The following is a 20,301-nucleotide window of genomic DNA, read 5'->3' as shown; positions in this document are numbered from 1 at the left end:
AAACCACGATTGGTATTACCACACATTCTTTCGCACCAAGGTCTTCCCCGCACAAAGAACCACAGGGCTTGGTTTGGATGCGAGGTAACCCAGTACCCGACCCTATCAAACGGCAAAAGAAAGATCCTCAATCATAGTTATGGAATATTTTATGATTATGCTCAGAGTGATGGCTCAATTGCGATGCCAAGCGTCGTGGTGCCAAACAGCGCGCATTAAGGCAGCGCTACTCTTAAGGCTACCAAAACAATTCAGAAGGAGGATTAGTTAGGAGCCAGCAGCGGCAGGCTGAGCTTCTTCTTGACGGGCTTCATAGTTCCTGTCGAGTTCCGCCACGATATTCCGAGTACCGGTTTCATGCTCCTCAGCAAACTTGAGGAACGCCTCGCCCGGAAGCGGTGCTGCAAAGATATAGCCTTGAGCGGCGGTAACACCCAGCTTTCGCAGATGAAGGATCTGCTCATAGGTTTCAACGCCTTCTGCGATGATGCCCATGCCGAGGTTTTCTGCAAGCTCAACAATTGCGTCGGCGATCCGTGCGGTACTCGTCTCCTGCCCCAGTGGATCAACGAACATCTTGTCGATCTTGACGATATCCATGCCAAGCTTCTGCAGATAGGCCAGACCGCCGTGCCCTGTTCCCACGTCATCAAGCGCAATGCGCACGCCCATGGCCTGCAGTTCGGCAATGATCTTCTTTGCGGCATTGATGTCATGCAGTGGCTGACGTTCTGTCACTTCCAGAACCACCTGCTCCAACTTGATTGGGCTGCCCTGAAACAGTTCTCCAACGTCCTCGACAATGGTTCGATCTTTGAAGTGTCCAGCGAACAGGTTTATGGAAATCTTCAGATCCGGCGTTGCTTCATAAAGATCCCCTACCTCATCGATGATCTGAACCATCAAGCGGCGCGTCATTTCAAAGATGTGGCCGGATGTCTCGGCATAGGTCATGAACTGGCCAGGAGAAACCATTTCGCCATTCTCACGGCGCCAGCGCATGAGCACCTCACACCCCTGCAAAACGCCGGTCTCAATGTCGATTACAGGCTGATAGTAGGGAATGAACTCGTTGTTCTTGATGGCAGCGACGAACTCATCTTCACTCTCGTTGTGAGGCTGCCATGAGTACCAAACAGCAATGACAAGGAACAGCACGGCCACTGTTGCACACACGATCGCAGTGATTATCTGCAAACGGCCGACCAGTGATAAAGCCGCGTAGCCGTTAATGTCTACTCGCGCCACCAACGGATACCACGTTGAGAGCGAAGTTTGAGAAATGATCGTTGTATCGCTCTCGCCCTCCGGCAGATTGAGACTGCCGACCGTGGCCCAGATTGTCTCCGGTCCGAGCCTTACTTCTGTCCGCACCGCGCCACGCAGATATTCAGGCCCTGGCTCAATGTTGAGCGCCAAGGGAGACACTTCAGAAAAAAGGCGCCATCCGTTGGGCGTGCGCAGAGAGATTATGGCTTTCTTGATGCTGTCATAGCCTTGATCGGTCATCCCGATGCCAATCAGCGGGGCTCCATCATCCAGCATTGTAAGGATAGGTTTACCGCGCAATGACCGACTTGGCACCAGACACATCGGCTTACCGCTTGCATCTGCGATGCCGATGGATTCCATGTACGCCGACTTGCTAACGACTTCCCGCAGTGCATCCAAGTGATCGCGGCGGCACGTCACCACGCCTGCAGTTTCCAAGGACTGCAGTTCCAAGACAACTTCGTTGATTGTCAGTTCTGAGCGGGTGATGAAACGCTCGCCAATGGAGCGCGCTTCCTGCTTTGCCTGCTGAAGGGCAAAGTTTTCGAGCACATAGTTGGCCACGATCAAGGGGCCAAGCGAGAAGATCAACGCCAGGCACAGCGACCGAATGAAGCTGGTATAACGTCGTGACAATGGGTGATCCTAGATCTATGTGCGCAGCAATACCTCAGCTTCCTGTTTAACTATGAAAGAGTAAAGAAACTGCGAACTTCTTTAATCATTGTTTTGATCTTCCCGAATGTCCCCAGCGCATGGATGCGCTAGTATATCTCTCATCAGCTGCAGGGAGGTTTTCATGGAAGCCCTTTTTATCGGTCAAGCCTACATCGACATCGCGTTTCTAACCAAAGCTCTGCCGACCGGAGATGAAAAGACGCTGGCAGAAGACTATGCCGTCAGCTTTGGTGGAAATGCAGTAACAGCAGCGTTTGCATGCGCAAAGCTGGGCCTTGCGCCAGACCTCATGTGCACCGTTGCGGAGGATTGGCTGGCTCATATGTTCCGCGATATGGCGTCAAAGTACCGAATTCATCTTCACAGCCGGAAAGTGAATGAGAGCTCCCTGTCTTTCATCATGCCTCAAGGAGGCCACCGGGCGATTGTGCGCTGCCGAGATAACGACTTTCTGCATCCCTACCCGGAACTCTCCCTTGAGGGCTGCCGGGCACTGCATGTGGATGGCCACATGCCTGACGCAGCGCTTCACTACGCACAAGCCTGCCGGAAGAAGGGCATCCTGACTTCAATGGACGGCGGAGCCTTTCGCCAGGATACCGACGAAATTCTGGAGTTCATAGACGTAGCTATTGTTTCAGAGTTGTTCTGCGAGCAGATTGGCAAGTCATATGACGCGACGCTTGACTACTTGCGGTCCAAACGAGTGAAAGTCGGCGGCGTCACGCTAGGGGAGTATGGCATGTTGTGGTTTGAAGGAGACGGCGAGACAAGGCACCTGCCTGCCCTTTCCATACCGCCCTCCAAGACCATAGACACCAATGGCGCAGGCGACACCTTCCACGGGGCTTACATCTTCTCCTATCTGACAAACCCGACAGAACAGTGGGAAACCCATTTCCGCTTCGCACGTACCGCCTCGGCCTACTCCATTCAATATCTTGGAAATGAAGCTTCGCTACCCACCTTGCGCGACGTTGAAGACACCGAGGCATCTTTCACGATTTCGCTATTGGAACCGAAGCGAGACGGCTCTCCTTGAGGGCCGATGACCTTGTTTCGTCAAAATTTGATTGCAAGCAGGCGCCAAACCAGTTTCAGTAGCAGCCTCAAACGGCGCTTGGGAGGGCTAATCGTGAAAGTGGCATCCAGTTTAAGGAGCGCAGTCCTCACACTGTCGGCTGTGATCGTACTCTACTGCGGACCTGCTTCAGCAGAGCAGAACGCAGTCGCTGAAGCGTTCTTCCAAGTACTCAAGCAACGGGGTGCCACGGCCCTTGCCTATGACACAATCACCGTCACAGATGGCAACATTCGCATCGGCAATCTGCGCGCGACGCTTAACAACAGCGCCGAATATGCGTTGGTGTTTGAGGGTGTTGCCCTTGCCAAACCCAAGCTCCATGCTAACGGTGACCTATCGGTGGAAGCGCTTGCCATTGACGCGCTGTCCTACGGCAGCCCGGAACTGAGCTTCTCAGCCAACCGGGTGCTCACGACAGAAATGTACTTACCGCGCGCCCCCAAGTCCTCAGTGGACCAACACACCGACCTTGTTCTGTCCTACAGCACGGCTGCGGTACAGGGCATTGTGATCGAAGACTACACCACAGGAGCGATCGTCCCCATTCGCGAAATTACAGTGGCGCTGGATCGGGACCAAGGAAGTCTGCCGTCCCACGCACGTCTTGAGCTTTCAGGACTGCGCCCAGACCTGAATGCGCTCAGCACCGGTCAGCAGAGTGCTCTGGCGCGGCTTGGTATCAGCGAACTTTCTCTTTCAGCGGTTGCCGATGGCCTTTGGGAGTCCGAAAGCGGCACTCTAACTGTAAACGATGTTTCGATTTCGGCTGAAGACTATGCGACCTTGAGCCTTTCCGCTTCCTTTGGCGGCGTTACCGAGGAACTCATTCTCGAGTTCACGACCCTTGCCGCCCAGGAAAGCGTGATTGCGCTGGACCTGCTGCAAACCATTCAGGTCAGCTCGCTCAGCCTTCGTCTCGAAAACAACGGTCAGCTCGCCGACATACTGGATATGGAGGCCAACGCCCGCGATCAGGACCGTGAAGCACTGGCAAAGGAGCTCGGCAAAACGCTTGAACGGGTCTTGCTGCCCTTCAAAGCGCCCGAGTTCAATGCACAACTCATAAGTAGTACAGAAGCGTTCCTGCGAAAACCTGAGAGTTTTCAACTTAAACTTGACCCGACGGCTCCCGTTCCCGTTGCTCAAGTGATGGGAACCCTTATGCTGTCACCTTCCAGTCTTCCCTATCTGCTAGGGGCTACAATCACAGCGAACACCCAATGATCGCTGACGCACAACCCACTAACCGAGTTTCAAATTTGCATGCTTAAGTCATCCTCATTTTACAGCAGCGCGACGTGCGCCTCCGTGCTTGCGCTGAGCCTCGCTGCCACGCCTGCATTGGCCTCCGATGCCCGTTCCATCGTCGATGGCGTAATGGCCTCTTACAAGGCAGCAGGTGCCTCTGTCGCAAGCTACGAAGGCTTTTCAGAAGAAGGCGATACGGTCACGCTTTCCAACGTGAAGATGGAAGTGCCGATTTCCTTCACGTTCAAGGACTCCACATTTGAAATTCATGCCGCCTTCGACACCGCGACCATTGATCTCGTTGGGGCCGAAGAAAACGCCGATTCCTATAGTTTTGAGGAGATTGTTATTCCGGAACTCGGAGTGCACATGACCTTCAACTACCCTGATGACGCCGAGGATGCGGATCTTCCAACAAACAGCACCAGCAAGCTCGTGGAGTACCGGAGCTTTAATGTCAGCATTCCCAAAGAGGGTAGCTACCCGATCCTGACATCACCGTCGCTTTTTGAAAACTATGCGAAATTGCAGGCTTTCTTCTTGGCGAGTTCGGCAGATAGGGAGACGATTGCGAGCGCCGAAACACAGATGGAACTTCCCGGTGGGGGCAGTCAGACAGCGCGCTTGACAGGAATGGACTTCCTGGATCGAAGAGGTGGCAAGCTCGCCCGTTACGATGTGGCTTCCTATGAGACCACCGAGATTTTCCCAGAGAGCGCAGAGGCCGACCGGCCAAAGAAAATAGCCATTACCATGGGGCAAACGTCTGCACGAGATGTCAGTTCTTTGCCAATTCTCAGTTTCCTGGGTCTTTCGGAGCAAACTGAGGGTCTGCAGGAAGTAATCGGATCAATGTCCATCCAGGACATTAGAACCGCGGTGGAAACCAAGGATGAAACAGTCAACTTTAACGCAGATCTGGTGTCCATCTCCAAACTCAAGTATGCACCAGGTAATTTCAGCCGGTTGCTTCAAGTAATCGAAGACAACAAGGAAACCAATGGCGATTTTGAAGAGACTGCAGCTCGCAATGTCTTCAAACATATTGGCTCTTTCGCGTTTGACAGCTTCCTGCTTCAGGACATCTCTTTCGGCAGCGAAGCTGCCACAGCCAACTTTGGTGAGATTGCCCTGCGCGACTTCAGCGGTAAGGGTTTTGGCAGTATCCAGCTTACGGGCTTGGAAATCTCTTCTGTTCGCGATGAGCGCAACATGGCACTCGGCCACTTCGCCATCAGGGACGTAATCTATCCTGATCTCGTCGAGGTGATGCTGTCAGCCAAGGATGTGTCTGAAACACCAATTCAGGCTGCTCTGGATAAAGCTCCACAGATTGGCGCAATTGAACTTGGCGACATCAAGCTGGTGCAAGATGGCAAGGACGCGCTGTCGCTGAAAGGCATGGCGCTCTACCTCACGGATTACATCAACAAGATCCCAACAAAGGTCTCATTCAAGACCGAAGACCTCAATGTAATGCCGAATGAGTTTGACGGCGACGCCCTGGTTCCACTGGTTGGGGAACGTATCAAGCTTGACCAAAACACCGACATTACTTGGAATGAGGACACTCAAGAGCTGGTTCTCAACGACAGCATTGAGCTTGCAGAGGGCTTCAACGTTCAATTGAACGTTGAGCTTGGCGGCGTTGACCGTATGATCTTCGAAACGCCGGACGAGGCCGAAGCTGCACTGGTCAACATTACTCTGAACCGCGGCTCTATCCGCGTTACGGATGCCAAGCTGGTAACAAAGTTCATCAAACAGTCTTCGGAAGAATCCGGCATGCCGGAAGAAGCCATTGTCGATATGCTTGTGTCCGAGATGGTCAAGAATTTGGGCCCGGTTGCCAGCACCGAGTTTGGCAAGGAACTTCAGGACAAGCTCGCCCTGTTCCTTCTGAACCCGGAGAAGCTTGAGATCGAGCTGGCACCAGAACAGGCTGTTCCGGTAATGCAGATTGCGGCGAACGCCATGCTTGCCCCGCAGGCCCTACCAAAGGTTCTGGGAGCAACCATCAAGAACTAAGGCGCTACCGCCAATCACCACAAAACCAAAAAACCCGCGCCTCCATCCGGAAGCGCGGGTTTTTCTTTATCTTCAGGAACTTGACGGTCAGGACTGCGTTTCAGAGCGGAACTGCAATTCGCACAGACGCCGGTAGACCCCATCCATCTTGTAGAGCGCATCGTGGTTGCCGCTCTCGATAACCTTGCCAGCCTCCAGAACGTGAATGGTGTCAGCATCCCGCACGGTCGCAAGTCGGTGCGCAATCACCAGCGTGGTGCGGCCTTTCATCAGCCGCGCCAATGCGATCTGGATCTTGTTCTCAGATTCGGCATCAAGCGCAGATGTGGCTTCATCCAGCAACAGGATTGGTGCATTGGACAACATCGCGCGAGCAATGGCTACGCGTTGGCGCTGCCCACCCGAAAGCAGAAGCCCGCCCTCACCTACTGGACTGTCATAGCCCTTCTCCATGGCCATGATGAACTCGTGGGCATTGGCGTTTTTTGCTGCTTCCATGATGTCTTCGAGTGAAGCACCCGGGCGACCGATCTCAATGTTCTCGCGCACACTACGGTCAAACAGGAAAGTATCCTGCGTGACAATGGCGATGTTCTTGCGTAGTGACTTCACGGTGTACTGCGTCACGTCCTGACCATCGATCAGCACGGCACCGCCCTGCGGCTCATAGAACCGCTCGATCATGGCAAACACGGTTGACTTGCCTGCGCCAGACGCCCCAACCAGCGCAGTTACCTCGCCCGCTTTTGCGGTCAACGTCATGCCATCCAATGCTGGCGCTTCATCATAATGAAACTGCAAATTGTCGAGTTTCACCTCGCCTTTGGTGACATTTAGATCCGGAAGGTTCTTGTCATTTGGATGCGCTTCTTCCATGTCCAGCACTTCGTAGAGCAACCTGACGCCTACCAGCTGCGTGTTCAGGTTCACCTGCAGGCGTGCCAACCGTTTCATCGGATCGTAGGCAAGAAGAAGCGCGGTAATGAACGAGAAAAACGCTCCGGGATCCTGCCCGAGGTGGATCACACTGTAGCCGCCGTAGAGGATGATCAGCGCAATGGCAAAGCCGCCCAGCGTTTCCATCAGCGGAGAAGTTCGTGCCGTCAAAATGGCGATTTTGTTGGCCTGACGCTCCACATCAGCCACGGCGCTATCCATGGAACGCTGCATGTCACCTTCATAATTGAAGGACTTCACCACCCGGATCCCCAAGGCGGTCTCTTTGACCAAAGAAAGGATCTTGGACTGGGACACAAACTGGGATTTCGCAATCTTGCGCACGCGGCGCACAAGGTGCGCCACCGCAATAATTGCCGGCGGCATGATGGTGAGAGAAATCAGACTGAGAAGTGGATTCTGGTAGACCATCACCGCAACCAGTCCAATCACAGACATCACATCACGACCTGCTGCAAGGATAACCAGATCCATGACCTGCCGTGCAGCAGACGTGTTGTGCGAGAACCGGTTGGCGATCTCACCAAAGGAGGTGTGATCAAAGAACCGCATGCCAAGACTGTTGACCTTCTCATACATCCGGCGCTGGAGCTTGGCGATGATAGAATTGCCAATGCGGCTCAAAATGACTTGCTGGCCGTAGGTGGCCGCACCACGAATGGTGAAGATCGCGATCACAATTCCAGAGATGATGTAGACCATCTGGGCATCGCGGTTGATGAATACTTCGTTGATCACGTTTTTCATGATCGCAGCGCTGCCTGCGCCGGCTGCTGCAGAAACGGCCATGAACAGGAATGCCAGCGCATACCTGCCACGATAGTCCCGGAAGTTTTCCCTCATCAGCCGGCGGATCAGCGCGGGCGCCCCATCCGGATCAGCAAACAGTTTATCACCAATGGCTTTGAACACCTGAAGTCCTCAAGTATGAAACGCGGGAGTCACCTCGCGCTATATCGCAAAAAGGGCGACCTATAAACAAGGCCGCCCTCCAAATTGGTATGAGATTACAACATCGCGTTGCAACCTGCCCTACGACTTAAGCTTCTGGCAGGTTCAGGCGAATGTGCAGGTCACGCAGCTGCGCCGGGAACACATCGCTCGGTGCCCCCATCAGCAGATCCTGCGCCTGCTGGTTCATCGGGAACAGGGTCACTTCACGCAGGTTCTTTGCGCCGATCAGAAGCATCACGATGCGGTCTACACCAGCAGCCATGCCACCGTGTGGAGGCGCGCCATACTGGAATGCGCGGAACATGCCGCCGAATTTTTCTTCCAGCAGGCTTTCATCGTAACCAGCGATTTCGAAGGCCTTCTTCATGACCTCGACCTGGTGGTTACGGATCGCACCAGAACCAATCTCGAAGCCGTTACACACCACGTCATACTGATATGCGTTCAGCTCAAGCGGATCCTTGGAATTCAGGCCTTCAAGGCCGCCTTCCGGCATGGAGAACGGGTTGTGAGAGAAGTCGACCTTCTTGTTCTCCTCATCCCATTCGTACATCGGGAAGTCCACGATCCAGCACAGGGCGAACTGGTCCTCGTCAACAAGTTCCAGTTCTTCTGCCGCACGGGTACGTGCCTTGCCTGCGAAATCTGCAAATTTCTTTGGATCGCCAGCGGCAAAGAAGACAGCATCACCTTCGCCCAGACCGAGCTGAGTGCGGATGGCTTCTGTACGCTCAGGACCAATGTTCTTGGCAATCGGGCCAGCGCCTTCCAACGCATCGCCTTCCTTACGGAAGAAGATGTAGCCCAGACCTGGCTGGCCTTCGCTCTGCGCCCAAGAGTTCATGCGATCGCAGAACGCACGGGAGCCGCCCTTAGGTGCCGGAATTGCCCATACTTCAACCTTCGGATCGTTCTCGATCATGCGTGCGAAGACCTTGAAGCCAGAGCCTGCAAAGTGTTCGGTCACTTCCTGCATTTCGATCGGGTTACGCAGATCCGGCTTGTCAGAGCCATACTTGCGGATCGCTTCGGCATAAGGAATGCGCGGGAATTCCCCGGTGACGCGCTTGCCTTCGGCAAACTCTTCGAACACACCGCGGATGATCGGTTCCATGGTGGTCAGAACGTCTTCTTGAGTAACAAAGCTCATTTCCACATCGAGCTGGTAGAACTCGCCCGGCAGGCGGTCAGCGCGTGGATCTTCGTCACGGAAACAAGGTGCGATCTGGAAGTAACGGTCAAAGCCGGACATCATCAGCAGCTGCTTGAACTGCTGCGGTGCCTGTGGCAGCGCGTAGAACTTCCCTGGATGAATACGAGACGGGACCAAGAAGTCGCGTGCGCCTTCTGGAGAAGACGCGGTCAGGATTGGTGTCTGGAACTCGTTGAACGCCGCATCGTTCATGCGACGGCGCATGGAATTGATGATCTTGGTGCGCTTCAAAAGGTTTGCGTGCAAAGTTTCGCGGCGCAGATCAAGGAAGCGGTACTTCAAGCGAATGTCTTCTGGATACTCAGGCTCACCAAAAACAGGAAGCGGTAGCTCCTGAGAAGCGCCCAGAACTTCCATTTCACGGATGAACACCTCAATGTGTCCAGTTTCCAAACCTTCGTTTGCGGTCTCTTCAGACCGGCGCTTCACTTCGCCGTCGATACGGATACACCATTCAGCGCGCACGGTTTCAGCCAGCTTGAAGGCGGCGGAATCAGGATCAACAACGCACTGCGTCATGCCATAGTTGTCGCGCAGGTCGATAAACAGCAAACCGCCGTGATCGCGAACACGATGAACCCAACCGGAAAGGCGTGCCGTTTCACCTACGTGGGTTTCCCGCAGCTCTCCGCAGGTATGGCTTCGATAGCGATGCATAGCGTCCTCAGTGATAGTCTTAAAACTCGAATTTGAACTGATGAGTCCTGTCCCCTTGGACAGGTCGTCGGGTGGAAAAGCCATGTCATAACGGCAAAGTCAAGGGACGCAAGCAAAACACACGGCTTTAACGCTATTATTTCCCAGAATACGAAGTTTCGCCGTTCGGGAACTGCCGTATCGGGAAAGTTCCTGTCAATAATCTGCCTTTATCCGCCTCAAGAGCTGCCAGATTTAATTTTTGGTCGGGACAAAATGGCGACATTACGCTATAGCTCGCAAACCATGAAGATGATCACGACCACCGACGAGCTGGCTAAGGCCTGCGAACTGCTTGCACAATCCGATTTTGTTACCATTGATACCGAGTTTTTACGGGAAACCACGTTTTGGCCGAAACTCTGTGTCATTCAGATGGCGAGCCCCGATGACGCCGTGATCATTGACGCGCTTGCCGAAGGGCTCGATCTTGAACCATTCTTCGACCTGATGCGCAACGAGGCGGTGACCAAGGTGTTTCATGCCGCCCGTCAGGACATCGAAATCATCTACCATCTGGGCGGATTTGTACCCTCTCCGGTGTTCGACAGCCAGGTCGCAGCGATGGTGTGCGGTTTTGGCGATTCGGTTTCCTATGACCAACTGGTTCAGAAGATTACCGGAACCGCTATTGACAAGTCTTCCCGCTTTACGGACTGGTCACGCCGACCGCTCACCGAAAAGCAGCTTGCCTATGCGCTGGCAGATGTCACGCATCTTCGCAACGTGTATCGCTACCTCATCAAACGCCTTGAAGAGCAAGGGCGCGCCCATTGGGTTGGCGATGAGATGCAAACACTGACGTCGGAAGAAACCTACCGTTCTGATCCGGACAAGGCTTGGCAGCGGCTGAAGTTGCGGGTTCGCAAGCCAAGAGACCTTGCCATTTTGAAAGAACTGGCAGCTTGGCGTGAGTCTGAAGCCCAAGGCCGCGACACACCGCGTAGCCGGGTGCTGAAAGACGATGCGATCTATGAAATTTCCATGCAGCACCCCAAGAGTGCCGAAGCGCTGAGCCAGCTGCGCACGATCCCAAAGGGATTTGAGCGCTCCAAGCACGCGGACGGCATTCTGAAGGCGGTTGCGCGTGGCCTGGCTGTGCCGGAGGAAGAGCTTCCTGAACTTCCAAAGGGCCGCCCTGCGCCAGATGGTTCAGGAGCCGCTGTTGATCTTCTCAAGGTTCTTCTAAAGATGACGAGCGAGAACTCAGGCGTCGCGCCGAAAGTGATTGCTACTGTCGAGGATCTTGAAAAGATCGCCGCAGACGATGAGGCAGATGTTGCAGCTTTGAAGGGGTGGCGCCGGGAACTCTTTGGGGAACCGGCCCTGCGTCTCAAGCGCGGTGAAGTGGCAATCGCTTTCAACGGACGCCAAGTGGTGCTTTGCGAACAGGGTGAGCCTGTAGAGCGGGTTGTTCAGCCACGAGGCAATGGCAGCCGTCGCCGGAACAGAAACTCCCGGCCCAAAGCACCAGCCACAGCAGAGACAGGCGAATAACAAAAAGGCCCTCGATCTGGAGGGCCTTTTTGTTTGCATTGTTTTCCAGCCCTCAGGCCGCTGCGACTATTTCAGAGTCGAGATCCAACAGACGGGACAGCTGATTGAGCCGCTTGCGCAGACGTTCCCCATCAAAGGCTTCGTATCCCTCAGGAAGCGTCAAAACGAGCTTGTCTTCTTCCAGGCTCAACCCAAGCTGCGGCAGTACGCCTTCAATGGAGGCGCTTAGAAGCGAAGCCACTCGCAAGGATGCACCCAGAATACGGGCCATCTTGAGAAGCCGTTCGCTGCACAGCTTGTAAAGCTCAGGAGAGACGGCATCATCCACCAGCCCCTCATGGCGATAGAACACAGAGAGCGCAAGGTATGCCCGGCCCGGATGATCGATGCCAACAAAGCCTGCATTTGAGATTACATTGAGAGACTGTTCACCGCGATAGTCTGGATGGGCGCGCCATCCAATATCCGAAAGGTGACAGGCTGCTGTACGCAGGCGGCGCTCATAGTCGCTTTCGCTGACGCCGCACAGGTTAAACAAGCGGTTGGTCCACGCCACGAGTTCCGTGCCGTAGTTGGGCGAGCGCGCCCGCAAGAGACCAAGCTCCCTGGAGGCTTCGATCAGCGGATCCTTGGCCCGTTCGTCATCCGCCAGCATTTCGTAAAGCAGCCCTTCACGCACGCCCAAAGCGGAAAACACCACCCGCTCCGCCTTGCTTTGCAGCAACACCTCGCGCATCACCGTGGCACCGTAAGGCAACAGGGCGCGGCGGGCTTTGGAGATGAACTGAATGCCGCGCATGGCGACTTCTTCGTCGCGCATCACGCGTTCACAGAACGCAATAGCTGCATCCGCCGGAATGGAGTAGTCGTGCATGACATGAAGTGGGTAGCCTTCACGGAACAGATGCAGGCGCCCCAGAGAGCGCCAGGTGCCGCCGATTGCGAAGAACGTGCGCCCTTGCGCTTCTGTCAGCCAATCGGCTTTTCCTAGTTCCGTAGTGGCGATTTTTGCAGCCTTGGAAAGGCTACGCTTGGCGGTTTCCTGCAAGCGAATGCCGCCAAGGGGAAACGTCATGCCATGGCCAATGGTACCTTCATCAAGGTTCACCAGCTCGAGGCTGCCCCCGCCCAGGTCGCCCACCATGCCATCCGCTCGCCAAAAACCGGAGACGACGCCCTTTGCAGAGTAATGGGCTTCGTCTCGCCCTGAGAAAATCTGCACCGTCGTGCCGCAAATCTCTTCAACCCGCCGGATAAAGTCCGGGCCATTGGAGGCCTCGCGGGCGGCGGCGGTGGCCAGAATTCTAAGTTCTGTTACCCCGATGTGCTCACAAACGGCGCGGTATCGGGTAATCGCTTTTAGTGCGGCTTCAACACGGTCGTCGGCCAGACGTCCCGTCTGACCAAGACCACGGCCGAGGCCTGCCAACATTTTTTCATTGAAAAGAGCCGTCGGACTGCGCGACAGGCGCTCATAAACAACAAGTCGAATAGAGTTGGAACCAATATCAATGATCGCAACGGGGCCAGCGCCGATAAAGCGGCCCCGAATACACTCACCCTCTAAACCTTCAGGCACTTCTCGGGCGCTCCACAAACAGTTTTGGTCCATCCCCCTTCAGCGATGAACCTCTCCCAGACAATGACGGATTCGTCATGAAATACATGTGTGCATTGAACGGATCTTCATCAGGAGCCGCTATGATACGCTCATGGCTGCCATCTGGAAGCAGGCGCCAGCTCTGCTGATTGTCTTCTAGATTGGCGACCATAATCTGATCCAAAATCTGTTCGTGCACAGTTGCGTTGACCACCGGCGCGAGCGTTTCCACGCGGCGATCCAAGTTTCTCGGCATAAGATCCGCGGAGCCGATATACACATGTGCTTCGCGAGATGGAAGCCCATGACCATTGCCAAAACAGAAAATTCGGCTGTGTTCCAAGAAACGTCCTACGATGGATTTCACGCGAATATTATCGGAAAGTCCAGGAATTTCAGGGCGCAAGCAGCAAATACCGCGCACGACAAGATCAACTTGTACACCGGCCTGACTTGCCCTGTACAGGCAGTCAATAATACCGGGATCCACAAGCGAGTTCATCTTCATCCATACTTGAGCAGGACGACCGGCGCGCGCGTGCTCAATCTCGGCCTCAGTCAGATCGATGATCCGCTGGCGCAGTGTCATTGGAGAAATCTCGATCTTCTCCAGCGCGCCCGGCTCAGCGTAACCGGTGATGAAGTTGAAGATCTTCGCGGTATCACGTGCAATCTGAGGATCACAGGTGAAGTAGGACAGATCGGTATAGATCCGCGCCGTGATCGGGTGATAGTTGCCTGTGCCGATGTGGCAGTAGGTCTTCAGGCCGCCATGCTCGCGGCGCACCACCATGGACAGCTTGGCGTGTGTCTTGAGTTCGAGGAACCCGAACACCACCTGAACGCCTGCCCGTTCCAGATCGCGGGCCCAACGGATGTTGGCTTCCTCGTCAAAACGCGCCTTCAGCTCGACCAGAGCGGTTACGGACTTGCCCGCCTCAGCCGCTTCAATCAGCGCCTTTACGATCGGAGAGTTATTTGACGTGCGGTACAGCGTCTGCTTGATGGCCACAACATCCGGGTCCTGTGCCGCTTGCCGCAGGTACTGGACCACAACGTCGAAGCTCTCATAAGGGTGGTGGACGAGGATGTCCTTTTGCTGAATCGCTGCGAAACAGTCGCCACCATGCTCTCGAATGCGCTCAGGGAAGCGCGCAGAATACTTGGTGAACTTGAGATCATCACGGTTGATGTCAATGAGCTGTGACAACTCGTTGAGAGCCAGCAAGCCATTGACCTTAAAGACTTCGTCGCCTTTTACATTCAGCTCGTCGGCAACAAACCGCATCAGGTTCGAAGGCGTCCCCTCTTCGATTTCCAGACGGATTACGGACCCCAGACGCCGGCGCTTCAAAGCGCTCTCAAAAAGACGAACCAGATCTTCCGCTTCTTCCTCGATTTCCAGATCGGAATCGCGGATTACGCGGAACGCCCCCTGCCCGCGCACTTCGTAACCCGGGAAAAGCTGGGCGATGAAGAGGCTGATGATGGTTTCAACCGTAATGAAACGGATCACCTTGGTGCCCTCACCATCGGGCTCTGGCAACATCACGAAGCGGCCAATCTGGCTTGGCATGCGCAGCAGCGCGGTCATGCCCGGCCCGCCCTTGCTTGGCTTCAGATCAAGGATCAGGGAGAAGCCAAGGTTTGGAATGAACGGGAACGGGTGCGCCGGGTCCAGTGCCAGAGGTGTGAGAACCGGGAAAATGTGCAGGAGGAAATAGTCTTCCAACCACGTGCGCTCGGCGGAACTCAGATCATCCCCATCGACGATGAAGATGCCTTCTTCAGCAAGCTCGGTGCGAAGCTGCCGGAAGCGAGACTGCTGGTCACTTTGCAACCGCTCAACCGCCTCAGAGATCTTGTCGAGCTGCTCACGAGGGGTCAAGCCGTCATCGGAGCGCTTGGACACGCCAGCAATTTGCTGACCGCGCAGGCCCGCAACGCGGACCATGAAAAACTCATCGAGGTTGTTGGCGGAGATTGAGAGGAAACGCAGGCGCTCCAGTAGCGGATGGCTGGGGTTCATGGATTCTTCGAGAACCCGGCGATTGAACTGTAGCCATGACAGCTCGCGGTTCACAAAGCGCTCCGGAGAGCGCATCAGAGCCGCGCCGTCTTCCAGATTTGCCAAATCTTCTTCGCGCGTCGCCACCGGCTGCGCGCTCAACTCGGTCATATCATTCATTCTCTGGCACCTCCGGTAAAATCAATAGATGTTTCTCAATCGACCCAAATAGTTACAGCTGTTTGTCAGTTGCCCGAAAAAGTTGTTTACTCATCTAAACTTTCGAGCATGCGCGACGCCATAACGCGGGTAATTTTCTTGCCACTTGCCAGTGCCTGCCGGTCAAGCCGATCGACCATCTGTGCAGCCGCATTGAGTGAACGCTCGATGCGCACCACAAGGAAATCCACTACGGTTGAATCAATAGAAATCTGTCGGTCCGCGAACAACTTCGTCAGAACCATCTTGAGCAGCATATCGTCCGGCTCTTCGATCTCCACGGGCGTTGTGGCCCGGAAACGGGAGGCCAGATCCGGCAACTGCAGCGGCATGGACTGTGGCCACACGCGGGATGTGATCAGCATGGAGCTGCCGTGCAGGCGCACTGCATTGAACAGATGGAAGAGGCTTCGCTCGTCAAAGCCCTGATGGATGTCTTCAACGGCGACGGGCCCGCTTTCCGAGAGGCTGTTCACGTCACATCGTTGCAGATCGGACGCTTTGACGACCGTGGCACCGCTCATTTCCTGCCACACGTTTACGAGGTGTGTCTTGCCAGAACCTATTGGTCCTGCAAGCAAAACGATGGGTGATGGCCACTCCGGCCAATTGTTGATCAGGTTGAAAGCCACCTGATTGGACGAACTCACCAGATAATCATCAATCCCCAATGCCTCCTCATGGGGCAGGACTAACGGCAATTGCTGTGGCGTGATCGCTCCACTCATTCCACTTCTTCCACTTTGCTCTGTTTGGGGTGCACACCCGCATAGAACGGACTGGACAGATACTGCCGCAGGCCAAACCGGGCCAGAACACCCACTGCGGCCGCGGCGGGGATGGCAATGAGCATTCCGACAAAACCAAACAGGCTGCCGAACGCAAACAGCGCAAACATGAGCCATACCGGATGCAGGCCCACGGAGTGGCCTACCAGCTTGGGCTGAAGGATGTTGCCTTCAAGAAACTGGCCCGTTGCAAAAACCAGAAGCACGGCGCCGATCATGAGAGGATCCGGCCAGAACTGGAAAATGGCTACACCGATGGACATGAGGAAGCCCGCAAGCGCACCGATATAAGGAATAAAGCTCACCACACCCGCCGTTAGCCCGATGAGGAGTCCGAACTTCAGACCCACCAACAGAAGACCAACCGCATAAAAAGTTCCCAATATGAGGCACACCAGTACCTGACCGCGAACGAACCCTGCAACGGCCGTGTTCATTTGTCCGCATAATTCACGGATTGTGTTCTGGTGATCCCGTGGAAGCCAACTGTCGATGCGCGCGATCATATTGTCCCAGTCCAGCAGCAGATAGAAAGCCACGACCGGGGTAACGACGAGCAGAGAAACGATGGAAAGCAGCGCCTGACCACCACTCCAGATGGACTGGAGTACGGTTGCCGCCCAGCTTGCCGCCTGCCCCATGATGGTGCCGAGCTGAGACTTAACCTGCCCTTGTGAAAGGAGCCCCATTTCCTGAAGGCGCGGGCCGATGCGTTCGGAGATCAAGACCTCCAGCCCGTTGACGATGCGCGGAATCTCGGCAAGGAAACCGGCGATCTGAGTGCCGATGAGCGGGCCAATGATCAACAGTGCGGAGAAGAACAGAAAGACGAACAAGATCAAGATGATCAAGGTGGCCCACAAGCGGCCAACGCCGTGTCTTTCAAAAAAATCTGCAACTGGATCAAGCAGATATGCCAGCGCCATTCCGGCCACGAACGGCAGCAGAATGTCGCTGAATACAAACAGGAAAAGGACAAGGCCGATAAAGGTTGCGAACCAGAACCCAACTTGCTGGCGTAAACTCATTGCTCCGCGACCTCCGTCCTGTGGCGCTCCCTGCCATAATACCGGCAAGCTTACGCCCGTGTTAAGTACCAAGAATTGGCCGGTCAAGTGCTTCCACCAATATGATCGCGTTTATCCCTAAACAGACCTAAACCCAGACTTGTGGGAACCCACCACATCCGGGGTGCAGCTGAGGCACAGAATGCACGTTTTTCACCGCCTAAAACGCGCGATACGCCTTGCAATTGGGGTGCTTTTTGGGTTCTATGCGCGCAAACTCAAAGGGCGCTCGGCCTAACCCTCTTCTTACGATTGGAGCACAGTCATGAGCCAGAATGACGGTTCGTCTCTCACCTACGCGCAGGCAGGTGTGGACATTGATGCGGGCAACGCGCTTGTAAAGCGGATCAGCCCTCTGGTTAAGGCTACGCGCCGTTCTGGAGCAGACAGCGATATTGGTGGGTTTGGCGGCCTTTTTGACCTCAAAGGCGCAGGCTTCAAGGACCCTATTCTGGTTGCCGCCAACGACGGCGTTGGCACCAAGTTGAAGATCGCCATCGACACCGACACCCATGACACGGTGGGCATCGACCTTGTGGCCATGTGCGTGAACGATCTGGTGGTGCAAGGCGCTGAGCCTTTGTTCTTCCTCGACTATTTCGCCTGCGGCTCTCTGGATGTTGACCGGGCAACGGCGGTTGTGGCCGGTATTGCCGAGGGCTGCAAGCAAGCAGGCTGCGCGCTGATTGGCGGCGAAACCGCAGAAATGCCGGGCATGTATGCCAAGGACGATTACGATCTGGCAGGCTTTTCGGTTGGCGCTGCAGAACGCGGCACCTTGCTGCCTCGCGCCGACATCGGCGAAGGAGATGTTCTTCTGGGCCTTGCGTCTTCCGGCGTTCACTCCAACGGCTTCTCGCTGGTACGCAAGGTCGTTGAGCGTTCAGGTCTTTCCTGGGAGGATGCGGCGCCGTTCGACGAGAGCAAGAGCCTTGGCAAGGCGCTGATGACGCCAACCAAGATCTATGTGAAGCCCCTTCTGGAGGCGATCCGCAACACCACGGGCGTCAAGGCGTTGGCCCACATCACAGGCGGCGGCCTGCCTGAGAACCTGCCTCGCGTCCTGCCTGAAAACCTGACGGCACGGATCAATCTGGATGCCATTGAGGCACCTGCAGTGTTCAAATGGCTGGCACAGACCGCGCAGGTGGAAGAGTTTGAAATGCTGCGCACATTCAACTGCGGCGTCGGCATGGTGGTGGTTGCTTCTGCGCAGGAAGCCGACAGCATCAAAACCCTGCTTGAGCTTCAGGGCGAGAAGGTTTTCGTGATTGGCCATCTGGATCAACGCGGGTCCGAACCTGTTGAATTTACTGGCTCTCTGGGACTTTAAGCATGTCTGAAGCAACAAAAAAACGCGTCGCTGTGCTGATTTCTGGACGGGGAAGCAACATGGCTTCCCTGATTGAGGCCGCCAAGGAGCCGGGATATCCGGCGGAGATCGTTGTGGTGGGCTCCAACCGCCCCGACGCGGCTGGCCTTGAGGCTGCCAAAGAGGCCGGTCTTCAGACTTTTGCCATAGATCACAAGGAGTTCGGCAAGGATCGGGCCGCATTTGACAGCGCGCTTTCCGCTGAACTCAAGAAGCACGATGTGGAACTGGTGGTTCTGGCTGGCTTCATGCGGCTGTTAACGCCGGGCTTTACCGAAGAATGGGAAGGCCGCCTGATCAACATCCACCCGGCCCTGCTGCCGAGCTTTCCGGGCCTGAACACCCACGCTCGGGCGCTGGAGACCGGTGTGAAGCTCCATGGCGCGACGGCGCACTTCGTTACAAGCGAAATGGACGTTGGACCAATCATCATGCAAGGCGCGGTGCCTGTGCTGGATGATGACAGCGAGCAGACCCTGGCTGCCCGTGTTCTGGAAGTGGAACACCAGATCTATCCGGAAGCGCTGGCGCTGGTTGCGGCAGAACGCACCGAGATCAACGGCATGCGTGTGACCGTCGTCGGCAGTGACGATCTGGATGATGATCTGATCGCACCCACGGTCTGATCTGACCTATGAAATCTGGCGGAGGGCGACGCCGTTATCCCCCTCTGCTACCCCTTTCGGCCATGGAAATCGCGCGCCTTCATTTGAGCTGCGCAAGAACGACTTATCCCCGTGGCCGCGTTTGAACGCGCTTTGCGTTGATGCTGCGTTGGTTTGAATGAATCGCGCATTTCTTGCGATGAATGCTGCCGCCCAGCGCGCCGAACTGGGTGCGCTCTCGGACAACAGCGCCCTTTCCTCGTTCCAGCTATTCGCCGCCCTGTTATCGATTATTTTTTCTCATCCATTGCAATCCAAGTCATACAGGAATTGCTGGTTGATGGCGTTGCACACGCCTTGGAGGTCTGGGTAGAGGCTGGCCGCGCCGATGCCCAGATAGCTCAAGGATGCCATGATGCCGCGCACGCAGTCCTTCGGGATCTTGAACTCGGTGATCTTGGCATAAACATCGGGCGCGTGATCGAGAGAGAGGAACTTGCCGAAATGCTCTGAATACTGGTGGACCGTGAAGTAGCCATTTTGCGCGATGACACGGGGATTATTCAGATGGGGACGATAGACGCGGGTCTTCTCCTGATCCCATGGCCCTTTTTGCAGATCGGGCTGCATGTCAAGCTCGCGGGTGTCAAGCATGTAGATGTAGGTGTATTGCCGGTTATGGGAGAGCACCCCGTTGCAGGCAAACCAGAGCGCTGCCAGCGGATTTGAGGTCCAGTCCAGCAGACGGGTCTTGAGGCCGTAGTGCTGCGCTTTGACAAGCACCTCCCAATCGCTTTCCTTTGCCGAGATGTGTGCTGCACCGATCTGTCTGAGCTTGACGATCATGCGCTTTTCGATGTCGGTGCTGTTCCAGTTCGGCATATGGCGGGCAATGGACGGCAACAAACTGCCCGGCCGCGATTGCCCGCGATAGATGACAGCACCATCGTGCGGGTGGTCCACATCCACCTGCTGCAGGAATTCAAGAAGCGTGCAGACAGTCTTGCTGGGAACT

At 55.3% G+C, this 20,301-nt stretch carries 14 protein-coding genes; 6 read left to right on the top strand and 8 right to left on the bottom strand.

Annotation, left to right across the window (positions count from 1 at the left end; genetic code table 11):
- Window positions 1-267: 267 nt before the first annotated feature.
- Window positions 268-1,908 carry an EAL domain-containing protein gene (locus Q3Y58_RS09505; protein WP_319622052.1) on the bottom strand — a complete coding sequence of 547 codons (1,641 nt, stop codon included), beginning with the start codon at window positions 1,906-1,908 and terminating at the stop codon, window positions 268-270.
- A 163-nt stretch (window positions 1,909-2,071) separates the two neighbouring features.
- On the opposite strand from Q3Y58_RS09505, the gene Q3Y58_RS09500 reads away from it, so the two are divergent.
- The 3 genes from Q3Y58_RS09500 to Q3Y58_RS09490 all read left to right on the top strand — a co-directional run bounded on the left by Q3Y58_RS09500 (window position 2,072) and on the right by Q3Y58_RS09490 (window position 6,310).
- Window positions 2,072-2,992 (top strand): sugar kinase, encoded by a 921-nt coding sequence (locus Q3Y58_RS09500; RefSeq protein WP_319622051.1) that lies wholly within the window; start codon window positions 2,072-2,074, stop codon window positions 2,990-2,992.
- Window positions 2,993-3,085: 93 nt separating this feature from the next.
- Window positions 3,086-4,258, top strand: a complete 1,173-nt coding sequence (locus Q3Y58_RS09495) for a hypothetical protein (RefSeq protein ID WP_319622050.1) — start codon at window positions 3,086-3,088, stop codon at window positions 4,256-4,258.
- A gap of 39 nt (window positions 4,259-4,297) precedes the next feature.
- Window positions 4,298-6,310, top strand: a complete 2,013-nt coding sequence (locus Q3Y58_RS09490; protein WP_319622049.1) for a hypothetical protein — start codon at window positions 4,298-4,300, stop codon at window positions 6,308-6,310.
- Between the two features lie 87 nt (window positions 6,311-6,397).
- On the opposite strand, the gene Q3Y58_RS09485 is transcribed toward Q3Y58_RS09490, so the two are convergent.
- Together Q3Y58_RS09485 and aspS are read right to left on the bottom strand one after the other, a co-directional pair.
- Window positions 6,398-8,179, bottom strand: a complete 1,782-nt coding sequence (locus tag Q3Y58_RS09485) for an ABC transporter ATP-binding protein (RefSeq protein WP_274216972.1) — start codon at window positions 8,177-8,179, stop codon at window positions 6,398-6,400.
- A 127-nt stretch (window positions 8,180-8,306) separates the two neighbouring features.
- The gene (aspS, locus tag Q3Y58_RS09480; RefSeq protein ID WP_319622048.1) at window positions 8,307-10,091 is read right to left on the bottom strand and encodes an aspartate--tRNA ligase; all 1,785 of its coding nucleotides are present in this window, start codon (window positions 10,089-10,091) and stop codon (window positions 8,307-8,309) included.
- A 291-nt stretch (window positions 10,092-10,382) separates the two neighbouring features.
- Here aspS and rnd point away from each other — a divergent pair, with 291 nt between their 5' ends.
- Entirely contained in the window at window positions 10,383-11,627 is a 1,245-nt protein-coding gene (gene rnd / locus Q3Y58_RS09475; protein WP_319622124.1) for a ribonuclease D, read from the top strand.
- Between the two features lie 52 nt (window positions 11,628-11,679).
- Here rnd and Q3Y58_RS09470 read toward each other — a convergent pair whose 3' ends face one another.
- The 4 genes from Q3Y58_RS09470 to Q3Y58_RS09455 form a co-directional block, all read right to left on the bottom strand.
- Complete coding sequence (locus tag Q3Y58_RS09470; protein ID WP_319622047.1) at window positions 11,680-13,206, bottom strand: Ppx/GppA family phosphatase; 1,527 nt, start codon at window positions 13,204-13,206, stop codon at window positions 11,680-11,682.
- Window positions 13,199-15,415, bottom strand: a complete 2,217-nt coding sequence (locus Q3Y58_RS09465; protein ID WP_413697801.1) for an RNA degradosome polyphosphate kinase — start codon at window positions 15,413-15,415, stop codon at window positions 13,199-13,201. The genes Q3Y58_RS09470 and Q3Y58_RS09465 overlap by 8 nt, the downstream gene beginning before the upstream one ends.
- Window positions 15,416-15,501: 86 nt before the next feature.
- Window positions 15,502-16,182 (bottom strand): HdaA/DnaA family protein, encoded by a 681-nt coding sequence (locus Q3Y58_RS09460; RefSeq protein WP_274216975.1) that lies wholly within the window; start codon window positions 16,180-16,182, stop codon window positions 15,502-15,504.
- Complete coding sequence (locus Q3Y58_RS09455) at window positions 16,179-17,270, bottom strand: AI-2E family transporter (RefSeq protein WP_319622045.1); 1,092 nt, start codon at window positions 17,268-17,270, stop codon at window positions 16,179-16,181. The genes Q3Y58_RS09460 and Q3Y58_RS09455 overlap by 4 nt, the downstream gene beginning before the upstream one ends.
- 304 nt (window positions 17,271-17,574) lie before the next feature.
- Between Q3Y58_RS09455 and purM the strand changes: the two genes are divergently transcribed.
- Together purM and purN are read left to right on the top strand one after the other, a co-directional pair.
- Window positions 17,575-18,642 (top strand): phosphoribosylformylglycinamidine cyclo-ligase, encoded by a 1,068-nt coding sequence (gene purM / locus Q3Y58_RS09450; RefSeq protein ID WP_319622044.1) that lies wholly within the window; start codon window positions 17,575-17,577, stop codon window positions 18,640-18,642.
- Between the two features lie 2 nt (window positions 18,643-18,644).
- The gene (gene purN / locus Q3Y58_RS09445; protein WP_319622043.1) at window positions 18,645-19,307 is read left to right on the top strand and encodes a phosphoribosylglycinamide formyltransferase; all 663 of its coding nucleotides are present in this window, start codon (window positions 18,645-18,647) and stop codon (window positions 19,305-19,307) included.
- A 279-nt stretch (window positions 19,308-19,586) separates the two neighbouring features.
- On the opposite strand, the gene Q3Y58_RS09440 is transcribed toward purN, so the two are convergent.
- Window positions 19,587-20,249, bottom strand: coding sequence for an FRG domain-containing protein (locus Q3Y58_RS09440; protein ID WP_319622042.1), 663 nt, complete (start codon window positions 20,247-20,249; stop codon window positions 19,587-19,589).
- Window positions 20,250-20,301 lie beyond the last annotated feature (52 nt).

Origin of the sequence: Nesiotobacter zosterae (assembly GCF_033843645.1) — a bacterium.
GTDB classification, from domain to species: Bacteria; Pseudomonadota; Alphaproteobacteria; order Rhizobiales; family Stappiaceae; genus Pseudovibrio; species Pseudovibrio zosterae.
The sequence above is the reverse complement of the archived record's forward strand: the minus strand, read 5'-3'. Positions and strand labels throughout refer to the sequence as shown.